This window comes from Arthrobacter sp. ov407 (assembly GCF_900102895.1).
Lineage (GTDB): Bacteria > Actinomycetota > Actinomycetes > Actinomycetales > Micrococcaceae > Arthrobacter.
Genome location: NZ_FNGD01000001.1, coordinates 460,757 through 477,806, shown reverse-complemented (window position 1 = coordinate 477,806; position 17,050 = coordinate 460,757). Strand labels below are relative to the sequence as shown.

The window sequence follows — 17,050 nt, the reverse complement described above, 5'->3', positions numbered from 1 at the left end:
GTGTCCCCTTTCATCGCTTGCGGGCTTTGGGATCGAGGGCATCACGCAGGGCATCGCCCAGCATGATGAAGCTCAGGACGGTGATGGACAGCGCGATTGCCGGGTAGATCAACGGCATCGGGTTGGACCGTAGCGAGGCCTTCGCCGCCTCGATGTCATTGCCCCAGGACATGACGCTGGCCGGCAGCCCGATGCCCAGGAAGGACAGAGTGGACTCGGCCACGATGAACGTGCCCAGGGAGATGGTGGCCACGACGATGATCGGAGCCAGCGAGTTCGGCAGGACGTGGCGCATGAGAGCACCGAACTTCGAGACGCCCAGCGAGCGGGCGGCCGTAACGAAGTCGGCGTTCCGGACCTCAACGACGGCGCCGCGGGTGATGCGGGCAATCTGCGGCCAGCCGAAGATGATCAGGATGAGCACCAGCGTCCCCACGGTCTTGTTACTCCGGAACATCGGCAGCTGCATCAGCACGATCGCGCCCAGGATCAGGGGAAGGGCGAAGAAGATGTCGTTGATGCGGGCCAGGACGGAGTCGATCCAGCCGCCGTAGTAACCGGCCACGGCACCCATGATGCCACCGATCAGCAGCACGCCGATGGTGGTCAACAGGCCCACAGTCACCGAGGACCGAGTACCGAAGATGACGCGGGCGTAGACATCGCAGCCCAACTGGGTGAAGCCCAGGGGGTGGCCATCTGCGGGGCCGGCGTCGGAGTTTGCCAGCTGGCAGGCCTCCGAGGTCGGGTCGATCGGCGAGAACAATCCCGGGAAGAGGGAGACCGCCACGACCACGAGGATCAGGAATGCGGAGATGAGGAAGAGCGGCTGCTTGCGCAGGTTCTTCCAGGCCTCGCCCCAAAGGCTCAGCGGTGCGGCTTCGTCCTTGACCCGGTCCGTTACCTGGAGCGGGGTCTCGGAGACATCGGCCACGAAGTGCTCGGTTCGGCGGGCCGGACGGTTGGCGACGGCGTGCCGTGCGGTGGTGGTGTTATCAGGAGTCATAACGGATCCTCGGGTCAAGCCAGCCGTAAAGCAGGTCAACGAGCAGGTTGGACAGGCAGTAGATCAGCACCAGGACGGTGACGATCGAGACCACCGTGGGCCCTTCCCCGGACAGCACGGCCCGGTAGAGCCGGTTGCCTACGCCCGGAACGTTGAAGATTCCTTCCGTGACGATTGCCCCGCCCATCAAGGCACCGAGGTCGGCGCCCAGGAACGTAATGACGGGAATCAGGGAGTTGCGCAGGATGTGGACGCGGACCACCTGGAACCGGGAGAGGCCCTTGGCGGTAGCGGTGCGCACATAGTCGGCGTTCATGTTTTCGATGACGGACGTGCGGGTCAGGCGCAGGACATAGGCGAACGAACCCAGTCCCAGCACGATCGCCGGCAGGATGAGGTCCGGGATTGTCGCCGCGGAGCTGACGGTCGGCTTGGCCCAGCCGAGCTGGACGCCGATGGTGAACTGCAACAGGAAGCCGAGGACGAAGATCGGGATGCCGATCACGATCAGAGAAAAAATCAGGACCGTGGCGTCAAAGAGCTTGCCCTTGCGCAGGCCGGCGATGAGGCCGAAGACGATGCCGAAAAAAGCCTCGAAGATCAGCGCCATGATGGCCAGCCGGGCCGTGACGGGGAAGACCTCGCCAAGCACAGCGGCAATGGGGCGTCCGGAGAAGTCCTGGCCGAGGTCAAATGTGAAGATGCTCTTGAGGTAGAGCAGGTATTGCATCCAGAACGGCTGGTCCAGGTGGTACTGCATCCGCAGCTTGGCTGCGACGGCCTCGTTGACCGGCTTGTCGCCGAACAGGGCCACGATGGGGTCGCCGGGCAGGCTGAAGACCAGGAAGTAGACCAGCAGTGTTGCGCCCAGGAATACGGGAATCAGTTGCAGGAAACGCTTGAGGATGTAGGTCGACATCAGCGAGTCACACCCTCGTTGGCAGGCATCCTGTCCAGGGATGCGGCGGAGTTGTTCATCAAAGAACCTTTTCACTATGGATGCAGGCCGGCGCCGGTTCACTCACGGCGGCAGGGCTGCGAAAAGTTCGCCCGAAGAGCCGGGCTTCAAGAAAATAAATGGCGGGAAAACACGACGACGGCGGAGGCCCCAGTAAGGGCGGCCCCCGCCGTCGTTTTGTTGTTACTTACCGGTTACGTTGTAGTACAGCGGGACGCCGTCCCAGCCGTAGTCGACGTTGCTGACCTTGTCGCTCCAGCCGCCCTGGGCAACCTGGTACCACAGGGGGATGGCCGGCAGGTCCTGGAGAAGGATCTCCTGGGCCTTGTTCATGGCCTTGTTGCCTTCGCTGACCGTCGCGGCGTTCAGGCCGTCGGAGATGGCCTTGTCGAACGTCGGGTTGGCGTAGTTAGCGTCGTTGGAGCCGGCACCGGTCTTGTAGATCGGGCCGAGGAAGTTGTACAGCGACGGGTAGTCTGCCTGCCAGCCTGCACGGATGGAACCGGTGAGGGTCTTTGCCGTGGCGTCGTTGCGGGCTTCCTTGAAGGTGGCGTACGGCTTGCCTTCAACCTTGATGCCGAGCGAGTTCTTGAGCTGGTTGACAACTGCCTCAACCCAAGCCTTGTGGCCGCCCTTGTCGGCGTTGTAGGCAATGGTGAAGGTCTTGTTGGCGTCCCACTTCTGGATCGCGTCGGCCTTGGTCCAGGCTTCCTTGGCCTTGGCGGCATCGAACTTGAGGTTGTCGGCACCGGCGATCGAGTCGCTGTAGCCGTCAAGCACGGGGGCCGTGAAATCCTTAGCAGGCTGGCGTGCGCCGTTGAAGATCACCTTGGTGATCTCTTCGCGGTTGATCGCCATGGAGATCGCCTGGCGACGGAGCTTGCCGGCCTCGCCGCTCCATTCCGGCAGGTATTCCGGGATGGCGATGGTCTGGTTGCCTGCGTACGGCTTGTTGATGGTGCGGTCGCCGAGGTCAGACTTGAAGTTCTTCAGAGCGCTGGTCGGGATGGTCTGCAGGATGTCCAGGTTGTTGGACATCAGGTCCTGGTAGGCAGAGTCGTCGTTCTGGTAGATCTTGAAGGTCACGCCGGCGTTCTTAGCCTTGCGGGGGCCGTTGTAGTCCGGGTTCGGAACGAGCTGGATCTGCACGTTGTGCTGCCAGCCGCCGTCTGCAAGCTTGTACGGGCCGTTGCCGACCGGCTTCTCGCCGAAGCCCTTCGGGTCCTTCAGCGCGCCGGAGGGAACCGGAACGAACGCGGTGTAGCCGAGGCGAAGCGGCCAGTCAGATTCCGGCTGCTTCAGTTCAACGGTGAACGTCTGGTCGTCAATGACCTTCAGGCCGGACATGGTCTCGACGGTGGAGCCTTCTTTGCTGGCTTCGTCGTAGCCCTTGATGCTCTCGAAGAAGCCACCGCTGAGCTGTGCGTTCTTGGCTGCGGCGCCGAAGTTCCAGGAATCGACGAAGGACTTGGCCGTGATGGCCTCGCCGTTCGTAAACTTCTGGTCCTTTTTGACCTTGATGGTGAAGTGCTGGCCGTCCTTGCCCTCGATGGACTCGGCGAGTTCGTTGACCGGCTTGCCGCTGGGGTCGTAGCTGACCAGGCCCGCGAAGATCATGTCGATGACCTTGCCGCCGCCAACTTCGTTGGTGTCGGCGGGCATGAGCGGACGCTGGGGTTCGGAGCCGTCGGCGAGGATCACTTTGCTGGTGTCTCCGCCGGTACTGCCGCTACCGTTTGCAGAGCCGCTGGCACCGCATCCGGTCAGGGCGAGGGCGGCGATAGCCACCATGCCCAGTGCTTTGGAAGTGCGCGAAAAACGCATTCCGCCTCCTATGAGTTGTGGGAGTTCGTGAGGGAAAAACTTATGCTTCCCCGTAAGCAGGCACAGGGGTATCCCCTGTGACGTGCTTCATATGGAAGTAGCCTAGCCCTTAACTGTCCAAATGTTGGAACTCCGTTGCCAAACCGTGACTCGACAATTTCATGACGGTTAACGTCAAGCGCGACGTATTTCAAGTCACACGCTACCGACTGGTAGTATTCGCCCCTGATGTGACCTGGGTTACCCGCGGCTAACTGGAATCCGGCGGCTTTCCGCCTCTGTTCTAGCCCTTCGGGCACACCTCAGCTGGCCCCGGTCAGCAGCTGAGCGCGCAGTTCGCGACGCTCGCGCTGCTTGTCCGGATCCGGCAGCGGAACAGCCGCCAGGAGCCGCTGCGTGTAGGGCTCCTGGGGATTGCGGAGGATCTGGTCCCTGGTCCCCTGCTCCACGATCCTGCCGCGTTGCATGACGCAGATTCGGTCCGCGAGCACGTCCACCACCGCGAGGTCATGGGTGACGAAGAGGCAGGCGAACCCCAGTTCCTTCTGCAGGTTCTGGAAGAGATCCAGCACCTTGGCCTGGACGGAGACGTCGAGGGCGGAAGTGGGCTCGTCGGCGACCATCAGCTTCGGCTTGAGCGAGAGGGCACGCGCGATCCCCACTCGCTGCTTCTGCCCGCCGGAGAGTTCGTGCGGGTAGCGGTTGCGGTAGTCCCGCGGCAGCTCGACCTGGTCCAGGAGCGCCTCGATCCGATGCTGCAGCTCGGCGCCCTTCGCGACACCAGAGAGAAACATCGGCTCCCCGATGCTTTCGCCGATGGGCAGCCGGGGGTTCAGGGACGAGGACGGATCCTGGAACACCATGCCGACGTGCCGGCGCATCTCGTGCAGCTGGCGGCCGTTCCGTTTGGCGGCGGAAATGTCCTGCCCGACGACCCGCATGGTGCCGGCCGCTACCGGCAGGAGGCCGACGGCTGCCCGGCCGATGGTGGTCTTGCCCGAACCGGACTCGCCGACGAGGCCGACGACCTGTCCGGGATAGATGACCAGGTTGGCCCCCTCCACGGCACGGAAGGCCGGCACCCGGCCCTGCTTCGGGTACTCGATGGCGACATCGCTGAGCTCCAGGACCGGATCACCCTTCGGCTTTGCGGCCTCGGCCGAGGCCAGGGCGGCGGCGTTCTCACGCTCCCGCCGGATCAGCTCGTCTTCCGGGATGGAGAGGATCTCGGCGTGGGTGGCGGCGGCAAGAGCGGCGGTGACGTCCACGTCCGCCGCGGAATCCGCGCCGCCCTGGCCCAGGTGCGGGACCGCGGCCAGCAGCGCCTGGGTGTATTCGTGCTGCGGGTTGTGGAAGATCTGCGCGGCCGTCCCAGTCTCCACAATGAGGCCCTTGCGCATGACGGCGATCCGGTCGGCGAGGTCGGCCACCACGCCCATGTCATGGGTGATGAGCACGATGGCGCTGTCCAGCTTGTTGCGCAGGTTGCGCATGAGGTCAAGGATTTCGGCCTGGACTGTCACATCGAGGGCCGTGGTGGGCTCATCGGCAATCAGCAACTTCGGGTCGCAAGAGAGCGACTGCGCGATCATGGCACGCTGACGCTGGCCGCCGGAGAGCTGGTGCGGGTAAGACCGGAAGGCCTTTTCCGGATCGGGCAGTTCGACAAGATCCAGCATCTGCAGGGCCCGGATCCGGGCCTCCTCGGGCGACACCTCATTGTGCAGACGCACAGTTTCCACGATTTGCGACCCCACGGTGTAGACCGGGTTCAAGGCCGTCATCGGCTCCTGGAAGATCACTGCGACGTCCTTGCCGCGCACTGCACGGATGTTGGCCTCGTTGGCCCCCAGCAGCTCTCGACCGGCGAGCTTGACACTTCCTGTCACACGGCTGTTACTGGGCAGCAGGCCCAGGAGCGCCATCGAACTGGCGCTTTTTCCGGAACCGGACTCCCCCACGATGGCGAGCACTTCACCGGCCCGCACCTCGTAGTTCAGGCCTATCGCGGCGGGGACCCATTTCTTGTCCACGCCGAAATCCACGCTGAGGTCCCGGACCTCCAGGACGGGTTCGCCTTTGCCAGGCACAGGTGACGCCGGCGGATCGAGGGTGATGAAGTCAGTCATGATGGGCTATCCTTCCGCCCGGGCCGCCGGTGCACCGGGGATTAGTGCTGCGGCTCGGAATACTGAATTATTGGGGGCATGAGCTCTGCGCCGCACGCCGGAAATGTTGAAGTCTTCAAAGCACGAACCAACAAATGGTTCGCCTGGCTGTCCTGGGCGGTGGCCGCCTTCGGTGTCGTTGTCACGTTCGTCATGGCAGGTCCGGGGGCGCTGAGTGGCATCGCCCCGCTGGCCTTCATTGCCTTCATGGGCTGGCAACTGTTCTGGATGCCGTCCGTTGTGGTCCACGACGCCGGCGTCACCCTGGAAAATCCGTTCCGCTCGATTGAGGTCCCGTGGGCCGCGCTGGTGCACGTCGATACCCGCTTTGCACTGACCCTGATCACCGCCGAGAAGAGCTACACGTCCTGGGCCGCGCCCGCCCCCGGCATCTGGGGCGGCCGCCACGGCCGCCCGGAAGACCTCCACGGCCTGCCGGCAACCACTTACGGCCCCGGCAAGTCGGTCCGTCCGGGCGATCTGAGGAGCACAGACTCCGGCCAGGCTGCCATGCTGGTGCGCGCCCGGTGGCACGAACTGGTGGAAAGCGGGCAGCTCGCCGCCGGCGACGCCTCCAGCACCGCCGCAAACGTCACCGTCCGCTGGGTGGCAATTGGCGCCGTCGTACTGCTCCTGGCGGCCAGCTACCTGGCCGTTACCACCGGCTAGCACGGCCCTGCAGGGGGCAGGCATCTAGTTGCCCCGTGTTCCGTCAACCGGTCCGTCAGCCGGAGCCTCGGACCGGAAGCCCTCGTGCTCGGGCCCGTCGAGGCCGGTGACGGAGCTGGCCTGTACCGCGGGACCGCCGTGTTCCTTCGCCTTCTTGGCGTTGAACTTCTTCTGCCGCGGATCAAAGGCGTCCCGCAGGCCGTCGCCGATGAAGTTGATGCTGAGGCAGATGAGCACGATGAACAGGCCCGGGTACCAGAAGAGCCAGGGTCGGGTGGCGAAGGCCTGCTGGTTTTGCGAGATGAGCAGACCCAGGGACGTGTCCGGGGCATGGACGCCGACGCCGAGGTAGCTCAGCGCAGTTTCGGTGAGGATCGCCGCGGACATAGTCAAGGTGATGTTCACGATCAGGACGCCGACGGCGTTGGGCAGGATGTGCTTGAAGATGATCCGCGCGTTGCTGGCGCCGGATATCCGGGCCGCATCCACGAACTCGCGTTCGCGCAGTGAAAGGAATTCGCCGCGCATCAGACGGGCGAGGGCGACCCAGCTGATCAGGCCCAGGAAGATTCCGAGGGCCAGGACGCCGTTGGTGCTGGCAAAGGACGCGAACCAGCTCCCCTGGTCCCGGCGGCCGGCGAGCTGCGCCATGACCGCGGCCAGCAGCAGGGCGGGAATGATGATGATGACGTCGGTCAGGCGCATCAGGATGGCCTCGGACCAGCCCCGGAAGTAGCCGGAGATGGCACCGACCACAACGCCAATCAGGCCGGCGAGGAGGCCGATCACGACCATGATGGTGATGGACTGCTGCGCGCCGCGCATGGTCATGGCGAAGAGGTCACGGCCGATCCGGTCCTGGCCGAACGGATGTTCGCCCCAGGCCAGCGGCCACAATGAGGAGGTGGGTGCGCCGTCGTTGACCAGGGGGGAGACTTGCTCGTGGGTGTACTTCCACCAGCCTGGGATACCCAGGAAGCCCACGGAGGTGAAGGCCAGGATGAAAATGAAGGAGAACACCACGAGGCCAATGATGGCGCCGGAGTGTCCGAGGAACCGCTTCCGGACGATCTGGCCCTGGCTGAGGCCCTTGGCCTCGAGGACCGGCTCAATGCCGGCCGCGGCTGATATCCGCGAGGCTGCATCTTCGGCCATGATTACTTCCTGCTGACTTGGCTGGCTCATGATTTTACCCTTACGCGCGGATCCAGTGCGGAGTAGGCCAGGTCCGCAATGAGGTTGAAGACCATGGCCGTGATGGCGACGCAGATGAAGACGCCCATGACCGGGTTGGGATCGACGTGCGCGATCCCGTCCAGGAACAGGAAGCCCATGCCGCGGACCGAGAAGACGGTTTCGGTAATGACGGCACCGCCGATCAGCGCTCCGATGTCGAAGGCGACGATCGTGGCGATGGGGATCAGGGCGTTGCGGAAGGCGTGGCGCATGACGACGGTCCGCTCGCTCAGGCCCTTGGCCCGGGCCGTGCGTATGTAGTCCATGTTCATGATTTCCAGCATCGAGGAGCGGGTGAACCGGGTGTAGCTGGCCAGCGAAATGAGGATCAGGGCCACGGTAGGCAGGATCAGGTGGGTGAATGAGTCAAGGCTCAGGACCCAGAAGTCACCCTCAATGTTCGGTGTAGTGGCACCGATGGTGGCGATGGGGCGGCCCCGCACGCGGCTGTTATTGAAGTAGGTGGGCCATGCCTGCATGTAGCGGTCCAGCAGGATCAGGAAGCCGACCAGGAACGAGGTGATGGCTGCCGCCCGCATGGACTGCCCGCGGTCGTAGCCTCCCACCAGATAGCCGATGCCCATGCCGATCAGTACGAAAACGATCGCCAGCAGCACGATCATCAAGAACGTGGCCTCGTTGAGCAGCGGCTGCAGCAGGAAGTACAGCACGACGCCGACGCCGACGGAGATCAGGGCCGACTGCAGGGCCTTGCGGTTCTTGAGCCCGGCGGAGAGGAGGGTCACGGCGAACGCGATGCCCGTACCGGCGATGGCGATGACCACAGGGCCCAGGCCCGGGGTCTTGAACCATTCGGTGGCGGAGAAGTAGATGAGCACTGCGGTGACGAAGGCGAAGGCGACGGCGCCGGCCAGCAGCCGGCGCTTCATGGGCCCGCCCGCCGCGACCGCTATCACTACGCCGACCACGACGCCGATGCCGAGGGCCACTGTCAGCGGCACCTCGGGGTTTCGCAGGAAGTTGTTGAATCCGATGGCGCCGAATTCCTTGAGCAGGACCGCCACCCAGAAGATCGGCAGGGAGAAGAACAGGAAGGCCATGAACGTCACGCCGTAATCCAGAGTGCTGTATTGCCGCAGGGCAGTGACGATGCCCAGGGTGATGCCGATCAGGATGGCGAGCACGGTGGCCCCGGTGACCAGGGTCAGGGTCTGGATGAGCGCGTTGCCGAGGGCTTCAGTGACGGGCTGGCCGGCGATGTTTTTCCCGAGGTCGCAGGTGTTGGCGAACGGGATGACGCACTGGACCGCGCCGCCGAACCACTTGAAATACCGCAGCGGGGCGGGGGTGTCCAGCTGCAGGAGCTCGGTCCTCGCGTCCATGAGCGCCTGCTTCTGCGGCGAGGGGTTGGCACGGAACTGTTCCAGGGGATCGCCGGACGCCGCTGTCAGGAGATACACGAAGTAAGATGCGCCGAGAAGAATGAGGGCGGCAGTCACAAGCCGCCTGAAGATGTAGGTCACCATTGGAATAGAACCTCGGAATTGGGGCCCGGGGATCGCCCGGACCGGTCGCGGAGTTTGGCCGGTTCCCGCCGATGTGGCGGCGGGACCACGGCATCGCCAGGGATGTCGCCAGAAAGGCGCCGGGACCGAAGAAGCTGTGGTCCCGACGCCTTTCCAGCAGTGTTACTTGGGGTCGCGGGCTACTTCTGCGCCCATTCCCAGAAGTTCCACCAAACGCCGGTCTGGTTCGGCATGTACTTCACACCGGTGACGCGGTCGCTGTATGCGTCCACGCCAACCGACTGGAAGAGCGGCAGGCCGTAGGCCGAGTCCCAGATCATCTTGTCGATCTGCGTTACGAGGCCGTCCTGCTTGCTCTTGTCGGTGGTGACAATCAGTTCGTCCATGAGCTTGTCCGCTGCCGGGTCGCTGAACTTGTTGAAGTTGGAGTCGTTGCCGGACTTGAAGATCTGCGGGACGCCGGACACGCCGACACCGGAGTTGCTCCAGCCAAAGATCGTGGCGTCGTAGCTGCCGTCGCCCAGGGCCTTGCCCCAGTCGGACTTGCCGAGGCCGCCGTCGACGATCTTGAAGCCGGCCTTAGTGGCGGACTCGCTGATCAGGGAGTAGGCGTCGACACGGTTGGGGTTGTCCTTGTTGTACATGATGCGAACGGAGGGGGTGGCACCGTTGAGGAGCTTCTTGGCGCCTTCGATGTCCACACCCTGGTACGCGGAGGACCCGTTGTTCTTCGCGGAGTCGGTGTACGGTGCCTGGTCCGGGACGAAGAGCTGCGAGTCAAGCGGCGCAGCCTGCGGATCGAGCTTCTTGACGATCTTGTCGACGATGTCCGCGCGCGGGATGGCCTTCATGAACGCCTCGCGGACGTTCTTGTCGGCAAACGGGCCCGAGTAGTTCAGGTCGAGGTGGTCGTACGCGAGCTGGTGGCCGACGTCGACCTTCACGCCCTGGCTTTCGAGTGCCTTGAGCTGCTCAACGGTATCCGCGGATGCCTGCGGGGCGATGATGTCCGCCTCGCCGTTCTTGAGTGCCTGGACCTGGGCGGGGGCCTCACCGATGTAGCGGACGGTGATTTCGTCCAGGTTGGCCGTCGGACCCCAGTTGTAGTCCTTGTTCTTGACCATGGTCAGGGACTGGTCCTGGTTGACGCTCTTGACGATGAACGGGCCGTTGGAGAGGTAGAGGCTCGGATCGGCCGGCAGGGTCTTGGTGTCGAAGCCGGTGTTCCACATGTCCGCCATGGCCTTGAGCTTTGCGTTCGCCGGCTTGGGGGCCTTGGCGTCGCCGCGGGGCATGCCCTTCAGGAGGTCAATGAACGCCTTGGTGTCCGCCAGGCCTGCCTTCTTGGCCAGGACGTGGGCCGGGATGTCGATGCCGGGGCCGCCGAGGGCGATTTCCCAGTCCGCGAACGGCTTGGAGTACTTCAGCGTCATGCTGCGGCCGTCCTCACCGAGTTCCGGGAAGTCGGTGAGGGCAATACCGGTCGGGTCACCGGCGTAGGAGAAGTAGGACGTTCCGGTCTTCTTGGCCTCATCGGCGTCGTTGTAGTAGCCGGAGAAAGCGGCCCACTGCAGCACAAGGTCGGCAGCGGTGACAGGCGTGCCGTCAGACCACTTCACGCCGTCGTTGATGGTGTACTTGACCGTCAGCGGATTGTCGGAGACCTTTTCCATCTTGCCGAACTTCTCGTTGTGGACAACGTTGAGCTTGTTGTCGATGTAGTAGAAGCCCGAGTGCGTGGCATAGCTGATCTTCGAGTTGATGTCAGTGTTGCCGTCGGCGGTGTTGGGGTTGAACGTGTTGAACGCGTTAACCTCTACGACAGTTGCCGATCCGCCTTGCTTGCCCGCTGCGGCCGCGGTGGTCGGGGTTGTCCCGCCACCGTTGCCTGCGCAGGCGCTGAGAGCGATGGCAGCTGCTGCTGCCACGCCCACTGCTTTGGAAATACGACCCAAGCGCATTCCGCCTCCTTGTTTCTGTGGTGTGTGCGTGAGACCGGCGCCGGAAGCGCCAGACAGACGTCCACACTCCCCCAGCGGCAGTGTGGCCCGTCTCACATGGCATGAAGCGTAAACCCCCCAGGGCACCAAAGTTGACCCACCGTAAAGTTCGTTATCGAGATGCAACATTGGGCAGGTTCAGCATGCCCCGCTTTTCCCAAAGACATTGACGGAGGCGTAACAAAAGGATAAAAGCGCCCGCACACAGGAAAGCCCCAATTCGAAAATCGGGGCTCTCCAGTTAATCCGTTATTACTTGGCAGAATTACCGCGCTGCCGGGCGACGGACTTCAAACGTTGAAGCGGAATTCGACCACGTTCCGTAACGAATAAACGTCTCCGCCACCAGCGGTGCACGATCGAGGACCTGTGGATTCAGGCCGCCGTTGGCAACCGCTGGCCCGCGATCTGTCCGCAACCCGCCCGCAGCATAGAACAGAGGTCTGCTTTGAACTCCGTGCGCGGCCCTCGTCATACCGCTGCGCAGGTGGTCGGCCAGACGGGTGCACGTCTCGGATGTGTTCGGGTGACCCTGCTGGCGCAGCTCGTCCGCGACAACGTCCGCATGCTCAGCGGCGCGACGATCCTAGCCCGCCGGCTTCCTTGGACGGGGCCTGGATGGGTCGGGCCACCACCAGCGATGTCGCGATCGGCGCTCAGCCCTACGTTGGGCCGCGTCCAGATAGTCCTCGCGCGCCGCATCAAAGACCTCGTGAGGCAAACTCAGCGTTGCACGGCTCAACTGGCGTCCTACCAGCAGATCGCTGATTGCCCCCGGGATCTCCCGCATCCCCCGAGCACCTTTCACGGACCGCCTGAGCTGCACGCCCTGCTCCGTGAGCCGCATCCCCCAGGATGAGTCGACCTCAGCAAGGCTGGAACCGACCAGGATCGCTATTGCCGTCTCTACCCGTTCCCGGGAAGGGACGTCGGCCTGCAGCATGTCCCACCCCGGCAGCAGCGCACTGAGCGACGAGGAGCGCCTCCCATCGTGCAGCAGGGTCACGAGCGTTGCAGCGTCATCCATGTCTATGCGGTCCACGCCGTTCAGGCTAGCGCACTCCGAGCCGGCACCGCCTCGGGAGCAATCACCGTCTCGGAAGAACGTTAAGTTCGCCAACACTTCGGCCGAGGATTCCCGGGAGGTACCGGAGCTGACTCAGACGTTAAAGCGGAACTCCACGACGTTCCGTCACAGAGAAACGTCACGGTAATGGTGTCTGGTGCCGCGACCGTTCGATCGCTGAGAGGTCATGACAGAACAACTCGGGCTCACCCTCCAGGGGGAGGTCGACAACGTCCTCGGCTGCATCGAGAGATCCGGCCGAGTCCGGCGTCAGGGTGGTAAAGACGGTGGTGAGGTCGTCTTGTTCGGGTCCGTGACCGGCGATGAGTTCAAGCGTTTTGTAGTTGGCGGCATCGACCTGAAGGCTGTCGACGAGTACACGGGCGATTTGGTCCCGGGCGATGACGCCGTCGGCGGGTGAGCCGGACTGTCGCCTGTCGCCTTGCAGCATGACGATCGTCCGCTGGCCGGGCTGGTTGTAGTCAAACCAGCCGGGCCGCACGATCGTGTACGGGTTGCCGCTGGCACGGACGAGTCGTTCGCTGCGCAGCTTCCACTGGGCGTAAGCGACACGGGGCCTGGTGGTGCCGATAGCAGTCATGAGCGTGATGCGGACCGGGCGGCCGCCCAGTGCTTTTAGGACGTTGGCGACGCCGGCGTAGTCATTGTCCCGGACGTCCCGTTCGCTGGTGGTGGTCCCGTGCGTAAACACGATCGCGTCGACTCCGTCGACGGCCGGGCCGAGGGTTTCGGGACGGGTCAGATCCCCGATCACGAGATCCGCCCCGGCGGGGAGGACGCGGGCGGCCCGGGCCCGGTCCCGCACGAGGGCCCGGACCGCGTAGCCCTGCCGCAGCGCCTCGGCCACGGCGTAGCGGCCGATGCTGCCGGTGGCACCGACGATCAGCACGGTGGAGGGGTGGTGGCTCATTTGTTCTCCTTGACCGCGGCTTCTGCGGTGTTCAGCTGGGTCGCGGCCCAGCTGGCCAGGACTTTCAGTGCATCCTCGGAGGGTGTGCCGGGATCTGCCGTGTACACATTGATGCGCAGTCCCGGGTCTGCCGGTAGTTCAAGCGCTTCGAAGCTCAAGTCCAAGTCGCCCACGATCGGGTGATGGAGCCGCTTCCGGCCGGCACGGTGGTACTTCACGTCGTGACGGGCCCACCGGGTGCGGAACTCCTCGCTGCGGGTTGAGAGTTCCCCGATCAGGTCCGTGAGGTCCTTGTCGTACGGGTTTTTCCCAGCCGTGGAGCGCAGGACTGCGACGACGTCGTCGGCCGCGCGTTCCCAATCTGCGAAGAACTCCCGCGCCTTCGGATTCAGGAAGGTGAAGCGTGCGCTGTTCGGCGGAGTGGGCCCCTCTGCCATCATGTCCAGATAAAGGGCACGGCCCAGTTCGTTGGCGGCGAGAACGTCCCCTCGGTCGTTGCGGACCCAAGCCGGCGCCGTCGTGATCGCATCGATGACGCGTTGCACGCTCGGCCGCACCGTCTGCGGGCTGCGCTTGCGCCGCACCCGGGGGGAGGCGGTGGCGGCGCGGGCAAGGTCAAAAAGGTGGGCCGTTTCGGCGTCGTCGAGCTTCAGGGCACGCCCGAGGGCCTCAAGAACGCTGTCCGAAGCGCCGGAGAGGTTTCCCCGCTCAAGGCGTATGTAGTAATCGACGCTCATTCCGGCGAGCATGGCGACTTCCTCGCGGCGCAGCCCGGTAACGCGCCGGTTGCCGCCATAGGCCGGCAGACCGGCCTCCTCGGGCGTGATCCTTGTACGGCGGGAGGTCAGGAACTTCCGCACGTCGTCGCTGTGTGTCATGGCATCCACGCTACGCGCGGTCGATGGAACGAGGGAGGGACTGGCGTTACCCGGAACGGCCGTGACTCCCGGGCCCTAAGAAATCAGGGTTGCATGGAAAGCATGAAACCTGAACCCACAACTACTGCCCGCCCGGCAGCGATCCTGGCGATCATCCTCGCCAGTTACTTCATGATCCTGCTGGACAACTCGGTCATCTTCACGGCCCTGCCCAGCCTGCAGGAAGACCTGCGGCTGAGCGCCGGTGAGCTCTCCTGGGTGCAGGATGCGTACACACTGGTCTTCGGCGGCCTGCTGCTCCTGGGCGCCCGGGCAGGCGATCTGCTCGGCCGGCGGCGGGTTTTCGTGTTCGGGCTGGTGGTGTTCTCGATCGCGTCACTGCTGATCGGACTGGCGCCGGCAGGGTGGTGGGCGATCGCCGGCCGGGCCGTCCAGGGTATCGGGGCCGCGATCGTCGCGCCCGCGTCCCTGTCCCTACTCACCGCGAGCTTCCCGGAGGGCCGTGAGCGCACCCGTGCCGTGGCGTTGTACGGTGCCACCGCCGGGATCGGGGCCAGCCTCGGCCTGGTCATCGGAGGTGCACTGGCCCACTGGATCTCCTGGCGGGCCGGGTTCTTCGTCAACGTGCCCATAGGCGCCGCGATGATCACACTTGCTCCGCGGTTCCTGACGGAAACCGGCCGGGCCCGAGGTCGCTTCGACGTGCTCGGGGCAGTCAGCGCAACCTTCGGCGTCGGCGCTCTCGTGTTCGGCATCATCAACACCACCGACGCCGGCTGGACCTCACCGGTCACAATCACGGCAGTGAGCGCCGGTGTCGTGCTCCTCATCGCGTTCGTGCGGATCGAACGAACGGCTCCCCAGCCGATCATGCCCCTGCGTCTGTTCGCGAGCCGTCGCCGCACCGGCGCCTATCTAGCACGCTTCCTTTATCTGGGCGCAATGATCGGATTCTTCTTCTTCACCACACAGTTCCTGCAGGAAGTGCTCGGCTTCGACCCGTTGCAGGCAGGCATCGGGTTCCTGCCCATGACCGCGGTCAACTTCGCCGTCGCGATGGGCATCCCGCGGCTCTTAGGCCGGATGCCGGGCTCGGTCCCGCTCCTGGCCGGGATCCTGCTCACGTTGACCGGGATGGTTTGGCTCAGCCGCGCGGGTGTCGACTCCGCATACCTGACCGGAGTGGCTCTGCCGATGATCCTCATAGGCGCCGGCCAGGGCCTGGCTTTTGCGCCACTGACGTCCTTCGGCATCGTCGGTGCCCCCGCCTCCGACGCAGGGGCAGCGTCGGGCCTGGTGAACACCTTCCACCAGATCGGAACCTGCCTCGGGCTCGGCATCGCGGTCGCCGCAGCCGCGACCGTCCCGACCTCAGGATCGGCCGCAGCGCACCTGGCCGCGCAGGTCAGCGCCGCACTCACCACGGGCAGCGTCCTCCTGCTCCTTGCCCTGGCCGTCACAGCGACCCTCATCCTGCCCGCAGACCTCGCGTCACGACGAACAAGGACACCCCGGACGGCCCTGCCCGCACCGGAGGCCGAGCCCGCCCGCTGAAACTGCTGGAGACCTTGGTCCTCAGGGTTTCCACGGGCAGCGGCCACCGACGTTCATGAGTCCTGAAGGACAGGCCCTCTGTCCCCTTCGACCCAGTTCAACAACACAAAGCAAAGGAAAGTTAGAAATGAAAACACGCAAGCTCGGCGACGGCCTTGAGACATCGGCCATCGGCCTTGGCTGCATGGGCCTGAGCTTCGGCCTCGGCCCCGCCACCGACCGGACGGAAGCACTTGCCGTCATCCGGTCCGCCGCCGAACGCGGCGTCACCCTATTCGACACCGCTGAAGGGTACGGCCCCTACGTCAACGAGGAACTCGTCGGCGAAGCGCTGCAGCCAATACGCTACGACGTTCTGGTGGCCACCAAGTTCGGGTTCGACATCAACGGCAACGGCGAAACAGTCGGGCTCAACAGCCGCCCCGGGCACATCCGGGACGTCGTCGACGCCTCACTGCGCCGGCTGCGAACCGACCACATCGACGTCCTGTACCAGCACCGGGTCGACCCCAACGTCCCGATGGAGGACGTCGCCGGCACCGTCAAGGAACTCATAGCCGAAGGCAAAGTGCGTCACTTCGGACTGTCGGAAGCAAGCGAAACAAGCATCCGCCGCGCCCACGCCGTCCAACCAATCGCCGTCATCCAGGACCACTACTCACTGTGGATGAGAGAGCCTGAAACCAAGAAGTTCGGGGTCTGCGAGGAACTCGGCATCGGACTGGTCGCCTGGGGTCCGCTCGGACAGGGATTCCTCACCGGCGGTATCACCCGGGACATGCGGTTCGATAACCCGGATGACCTCCGCACCGACTTCCCCCGCTTTACCCCGGAGGCGCTCGAGGCGAACTTCGCCCTCGTCGACTTCCTCAAGCGCTTCGGCGCCGAGAAGGATGCTTCCCCGGCGCAGATCGCACTTGCCTGGCTGTTGGCCCAGAAGCCGTGGGTCGTACCGATCCCCGGCGGTACCCGGATGGCGCACCTGGACGATAACCTTCCGGCGGCCGACCTCGAACTCACCGCACACGACCTCCGGCGAATCGACGAAGCCCTGGCCGCCCTCGATCTGATCGGCGCACCGCTCTCGGCCGGCCTCGACGCCGCGATCGACCGCGACCAGTAAGTTCAAGCTGCGTCAGCAGAGCATGGTCTGCCTAGGGGCAGTGCCCCTCACCGGGCCTGCCCCTAGGTGCTGAACCTCTGAACCGCCCAGCCGCTAAAAGGGGGTAATCATGTGCCCTCCCACAATCCCGCACATCTGAATACCGTGAAA

General features: G+C 64.4%; 12 protein-coding genes. 3 read left to right on the top strand and 9 right to left on the bottom strand.

Annotated elements, in window-relative coordinates:
* Positions 1–10 precede the first annotated feature (10 nt).
* The 4 genes from BLS42_RS02235 to BLS42_RS02220 all read right to left on the bottom strand — a co-directional run bounded on the left by BLS42_RS02235 (position 11) and on the right by BLS42_RS02220 (position 5,917).
* On the bottom strand, positions 11–1,006 hold the full coding sequence (locus BLS42_RS02235; protein WP_090575675.1) for an ABC transporter permease: 996 nt from the start codon (positions 1,004–1,006) through the stop codon (positions 11–13).
* Complete coding sequence (locus BLS42_RS02230; protein ID WP_090575672.1) at positions 996–1,925, bottom strand: ABC transporter permease; 930 nt, start codon at positions 1,923–1,925, stop codon at positions 996–998. The genes BLS42_RS02235 and BLS42_RS02230 overlap by 11 nt, the downstream gene beginning before the upstream one ends.
* A gap of 222 nt (positions 1,926–2,147) precedes the next feature.
* Positions 2,148–3,788 (bottom strand): peptide ABC transporter substrate-binding protein, encoded by a 1,641-nt coding sequence (locus BLS42_RS02225; protein WP_090575669.1) that lies wholly within the window; start codon positions 3,786–3,788, stop codon positions 2,148–2,150.
* A gap of 302 nt (positions 3,789–4,090) precedes the next feature.
* Positions 4,091–5,917, bottom strand: coding sequence for an ABC transporter ATP-binding protein (locus BLS42_RS02220; RefSeq protein WP_090575666.1), 1,827 nt, complete (start codon positions 5,915–5,917; stop codon positions 4,091–4,093).
* Between the two features lie 78 nt (positions 5,918–5,995).
* Between BLS42_RS02220 and BLS42_RS02215 the strand changes: the two genes are divergently transcribed.
* Positions 5,996–6,625: a PH domain-containing protein gene (locus BLS42_RS02215; RefSeq protein WP_090575663.1), complete on the top strand. Its 630-nt coding sequence runs from the start codon at positions 5,996–5,998 to the stop codon at positions 6,623–6,625.
* A gap of 24 nt (positions 6,626–6,649) precedes the next feature.
* On the opposite strand, the gene BLS42_RS02210 is transcribed toward BLS42_RS02215, so the two are convergent.
* The 5 genes from BLS42_RS02210 to BLS42_RS02185 form a co-directional block, all read right to left on the bottom strand.
* Entirely contained in the window at positions 6,650–7,780 is a 1,131-nt protein-coding gene (locus tag BLS42_RS02210) for an ABC transporter permease (RefSeq protein WP_256336200.1), read from the bottom strand.
* Positions 7,781–7,806: 26 nt separating this feature from the next.
* Positions 7,807–9,348: an ABC transporter permease gene (locus BLS42_RS02205; RefSeq protein WP_090575660.1), complete on the bottom strand. Its 1,542-nt coding sequence runs from the start codon at positions 9,346–9,348 to the stop codon at positions 7,807–7,809.
* 179 nt (positions 9,349–9,527) lie between these two features.
* Positions 9,528–11,309 carry an ABC transporter family substrate-binding protein gene (locus tag BLS42_RS02200; RefSeq protein WP_090575657.1) on the bottom strand — a complete coding sequence of 594 codons (1,782 nt, stop codon included), beginning with the start codon at positions 11,307–11,309 and terminating at the stop codon, positions 9,528–9,530.
* A gap of 1,244 nt (positions 11,310–12,553) precedes the next feature.
* Positions 12,554–13,345, bottom strand: coding sequence for an SDR family oxidoreductase (locus tag BLS42_RS02190; protein ID WP_090575650.1), 792 nt, complete (start codon positions 13,343–13,345; stop codon positions 12,554–12,556).
* A complete protein-coding gene (locus BLS42_RS02185) occupies positions 13,342–14,223 on the bottom strand; it encodes a helix-turn-helix transcriptional regulator (protein ID WP_090575647.1) in 882 nt (293 codons plus the stop codon). The genes BLS42_RS02190 and BLS42_RS02185 overlap by 4 nt, the downstream gene beginning before the upstream one ends.
* Before the next feature lie 102 nt (positions 14,224–14,325).
* On the opposite strand from BLS42_RS02185, the gene BLS42_RS02180 reads away from it, so the two are divergent.
* Together BLS42_RS02180 and BLS42_RS02175 are read left to right on the top strand one after the other, a co-directional pair.
* Entirely contained in the window at positions 14,326–15,777 is a 1,452-nt protein-coding gene (locus BLS42_RS02180; protein WP_090576093.1) for an MFS transporter, read from the top strand.
* 127 nt (positions 15,778–15,904) lie between these two features.
* Positions 15,905–16,900, top strand: a complete 996-nt coding sequence (locus tag BLS42_RS02175; protein WP_090575643.1) for an aldo/keto reductase — start codon at positions 15,905–15,907, stop codon at positions 16,898–16,900.
* The last annotated feature ends 150 nt before the right edge of the window (positions 16,901–17,050 follow it).

What these genes read in the sequence shown, in the direction of transcription:
- BLS42_RS02200 (WP_090575657.1), bottom strand. Translation starts at nt 11,309, where the DNA reads ATGCGCTTGGGTCGTATTTCCAAAGCAGTGGGCGTGGCAGCAGCAGCT.
- BLS42_RS02225 (WP_090575669.1), bottom strand. Translation starts at nt 3,788, where the DNA reads ATGCGTTTTTCGCGCACTTCCAAAGCACTGGGCATGGTGGCTATCGCC.
- BLS42_RS02210 (WP_256336200.1), bottom strand. Translation starts at nt 7,780, where the DNA reads ATGGCCGAAGATGCAGCCTCGCGGATATCAGCCGCGGCCGGCATTGAG.
- BLS42_RS02215 (WP_090575663.1), top strand. Translation starts at nt 5,996, where the DNA reads ATGAGCTCTGCGCCGCACGCCGGAAATGTTGAAGTCTTCAAAGCACGA.
- BLS42_RS02190 (WP_090575650.1), bottom strand. Translation starts at nt 13,345, where the DNA reads ATGAGCCACCACCCCTCCACCGTGCTGATCGTCGGTGCCACCGGCAGC.
- BLS42_RS02175 (WP_090575643.1), top strand. Translation starts at nt 15,905, where the DNA reads ATGAAAACACGCAAGCTCGGCGACGGCCTTGAGACATCGGCCATCGGC.
- BLS42_RS02235 (WP_090575675.1), bottom strand. Translation starts at nt 1,006, where the DNA reads ATGACTCCTGATAACACCACCACCGCACGGCACGCCGTCGCCAACCGT.
- BLS42_RS02185 (WP_090575647.1), bottom strand. Translation starts at nt 14,223, where the DNA reads ATGACACACAGCGACGACGTGCGGAAGTTCCTGACCTCCCGCCGTACA.
- BLS42_RS02230 (WP_090575672.1), bottom strand. Translation starts at nt 1,925, where the DNA reads ATGTCGACCTACATCCTCAAGCGTTTCCTGCAACTGATTCCCGTATTC.
- BLS42_RS02220 (WP_090575666.1), bottom strand. Translation starts at nt 5,917, where the DNA reads ATGACTGACTTCATCACCCTCGATCCGCCGGCGTCACCTGTGCCTGGC.
- BLS42_RS02205 (WP_090575660.1), bottom strand. Translation starts at nt 9,348, where the DNA reads ATGGTGACCTACATCTTCAGGCGGCTTGTGACTGCCGCCCTCATTCTT.
- BLS42_RS02180 (WP_090576093.1), top strand. Translation starts at nt 14,326, where the DNA reads ATGAAACCTGAACCCACAACTACTGCCCGCCCGGCAGCGATCCTGGCG.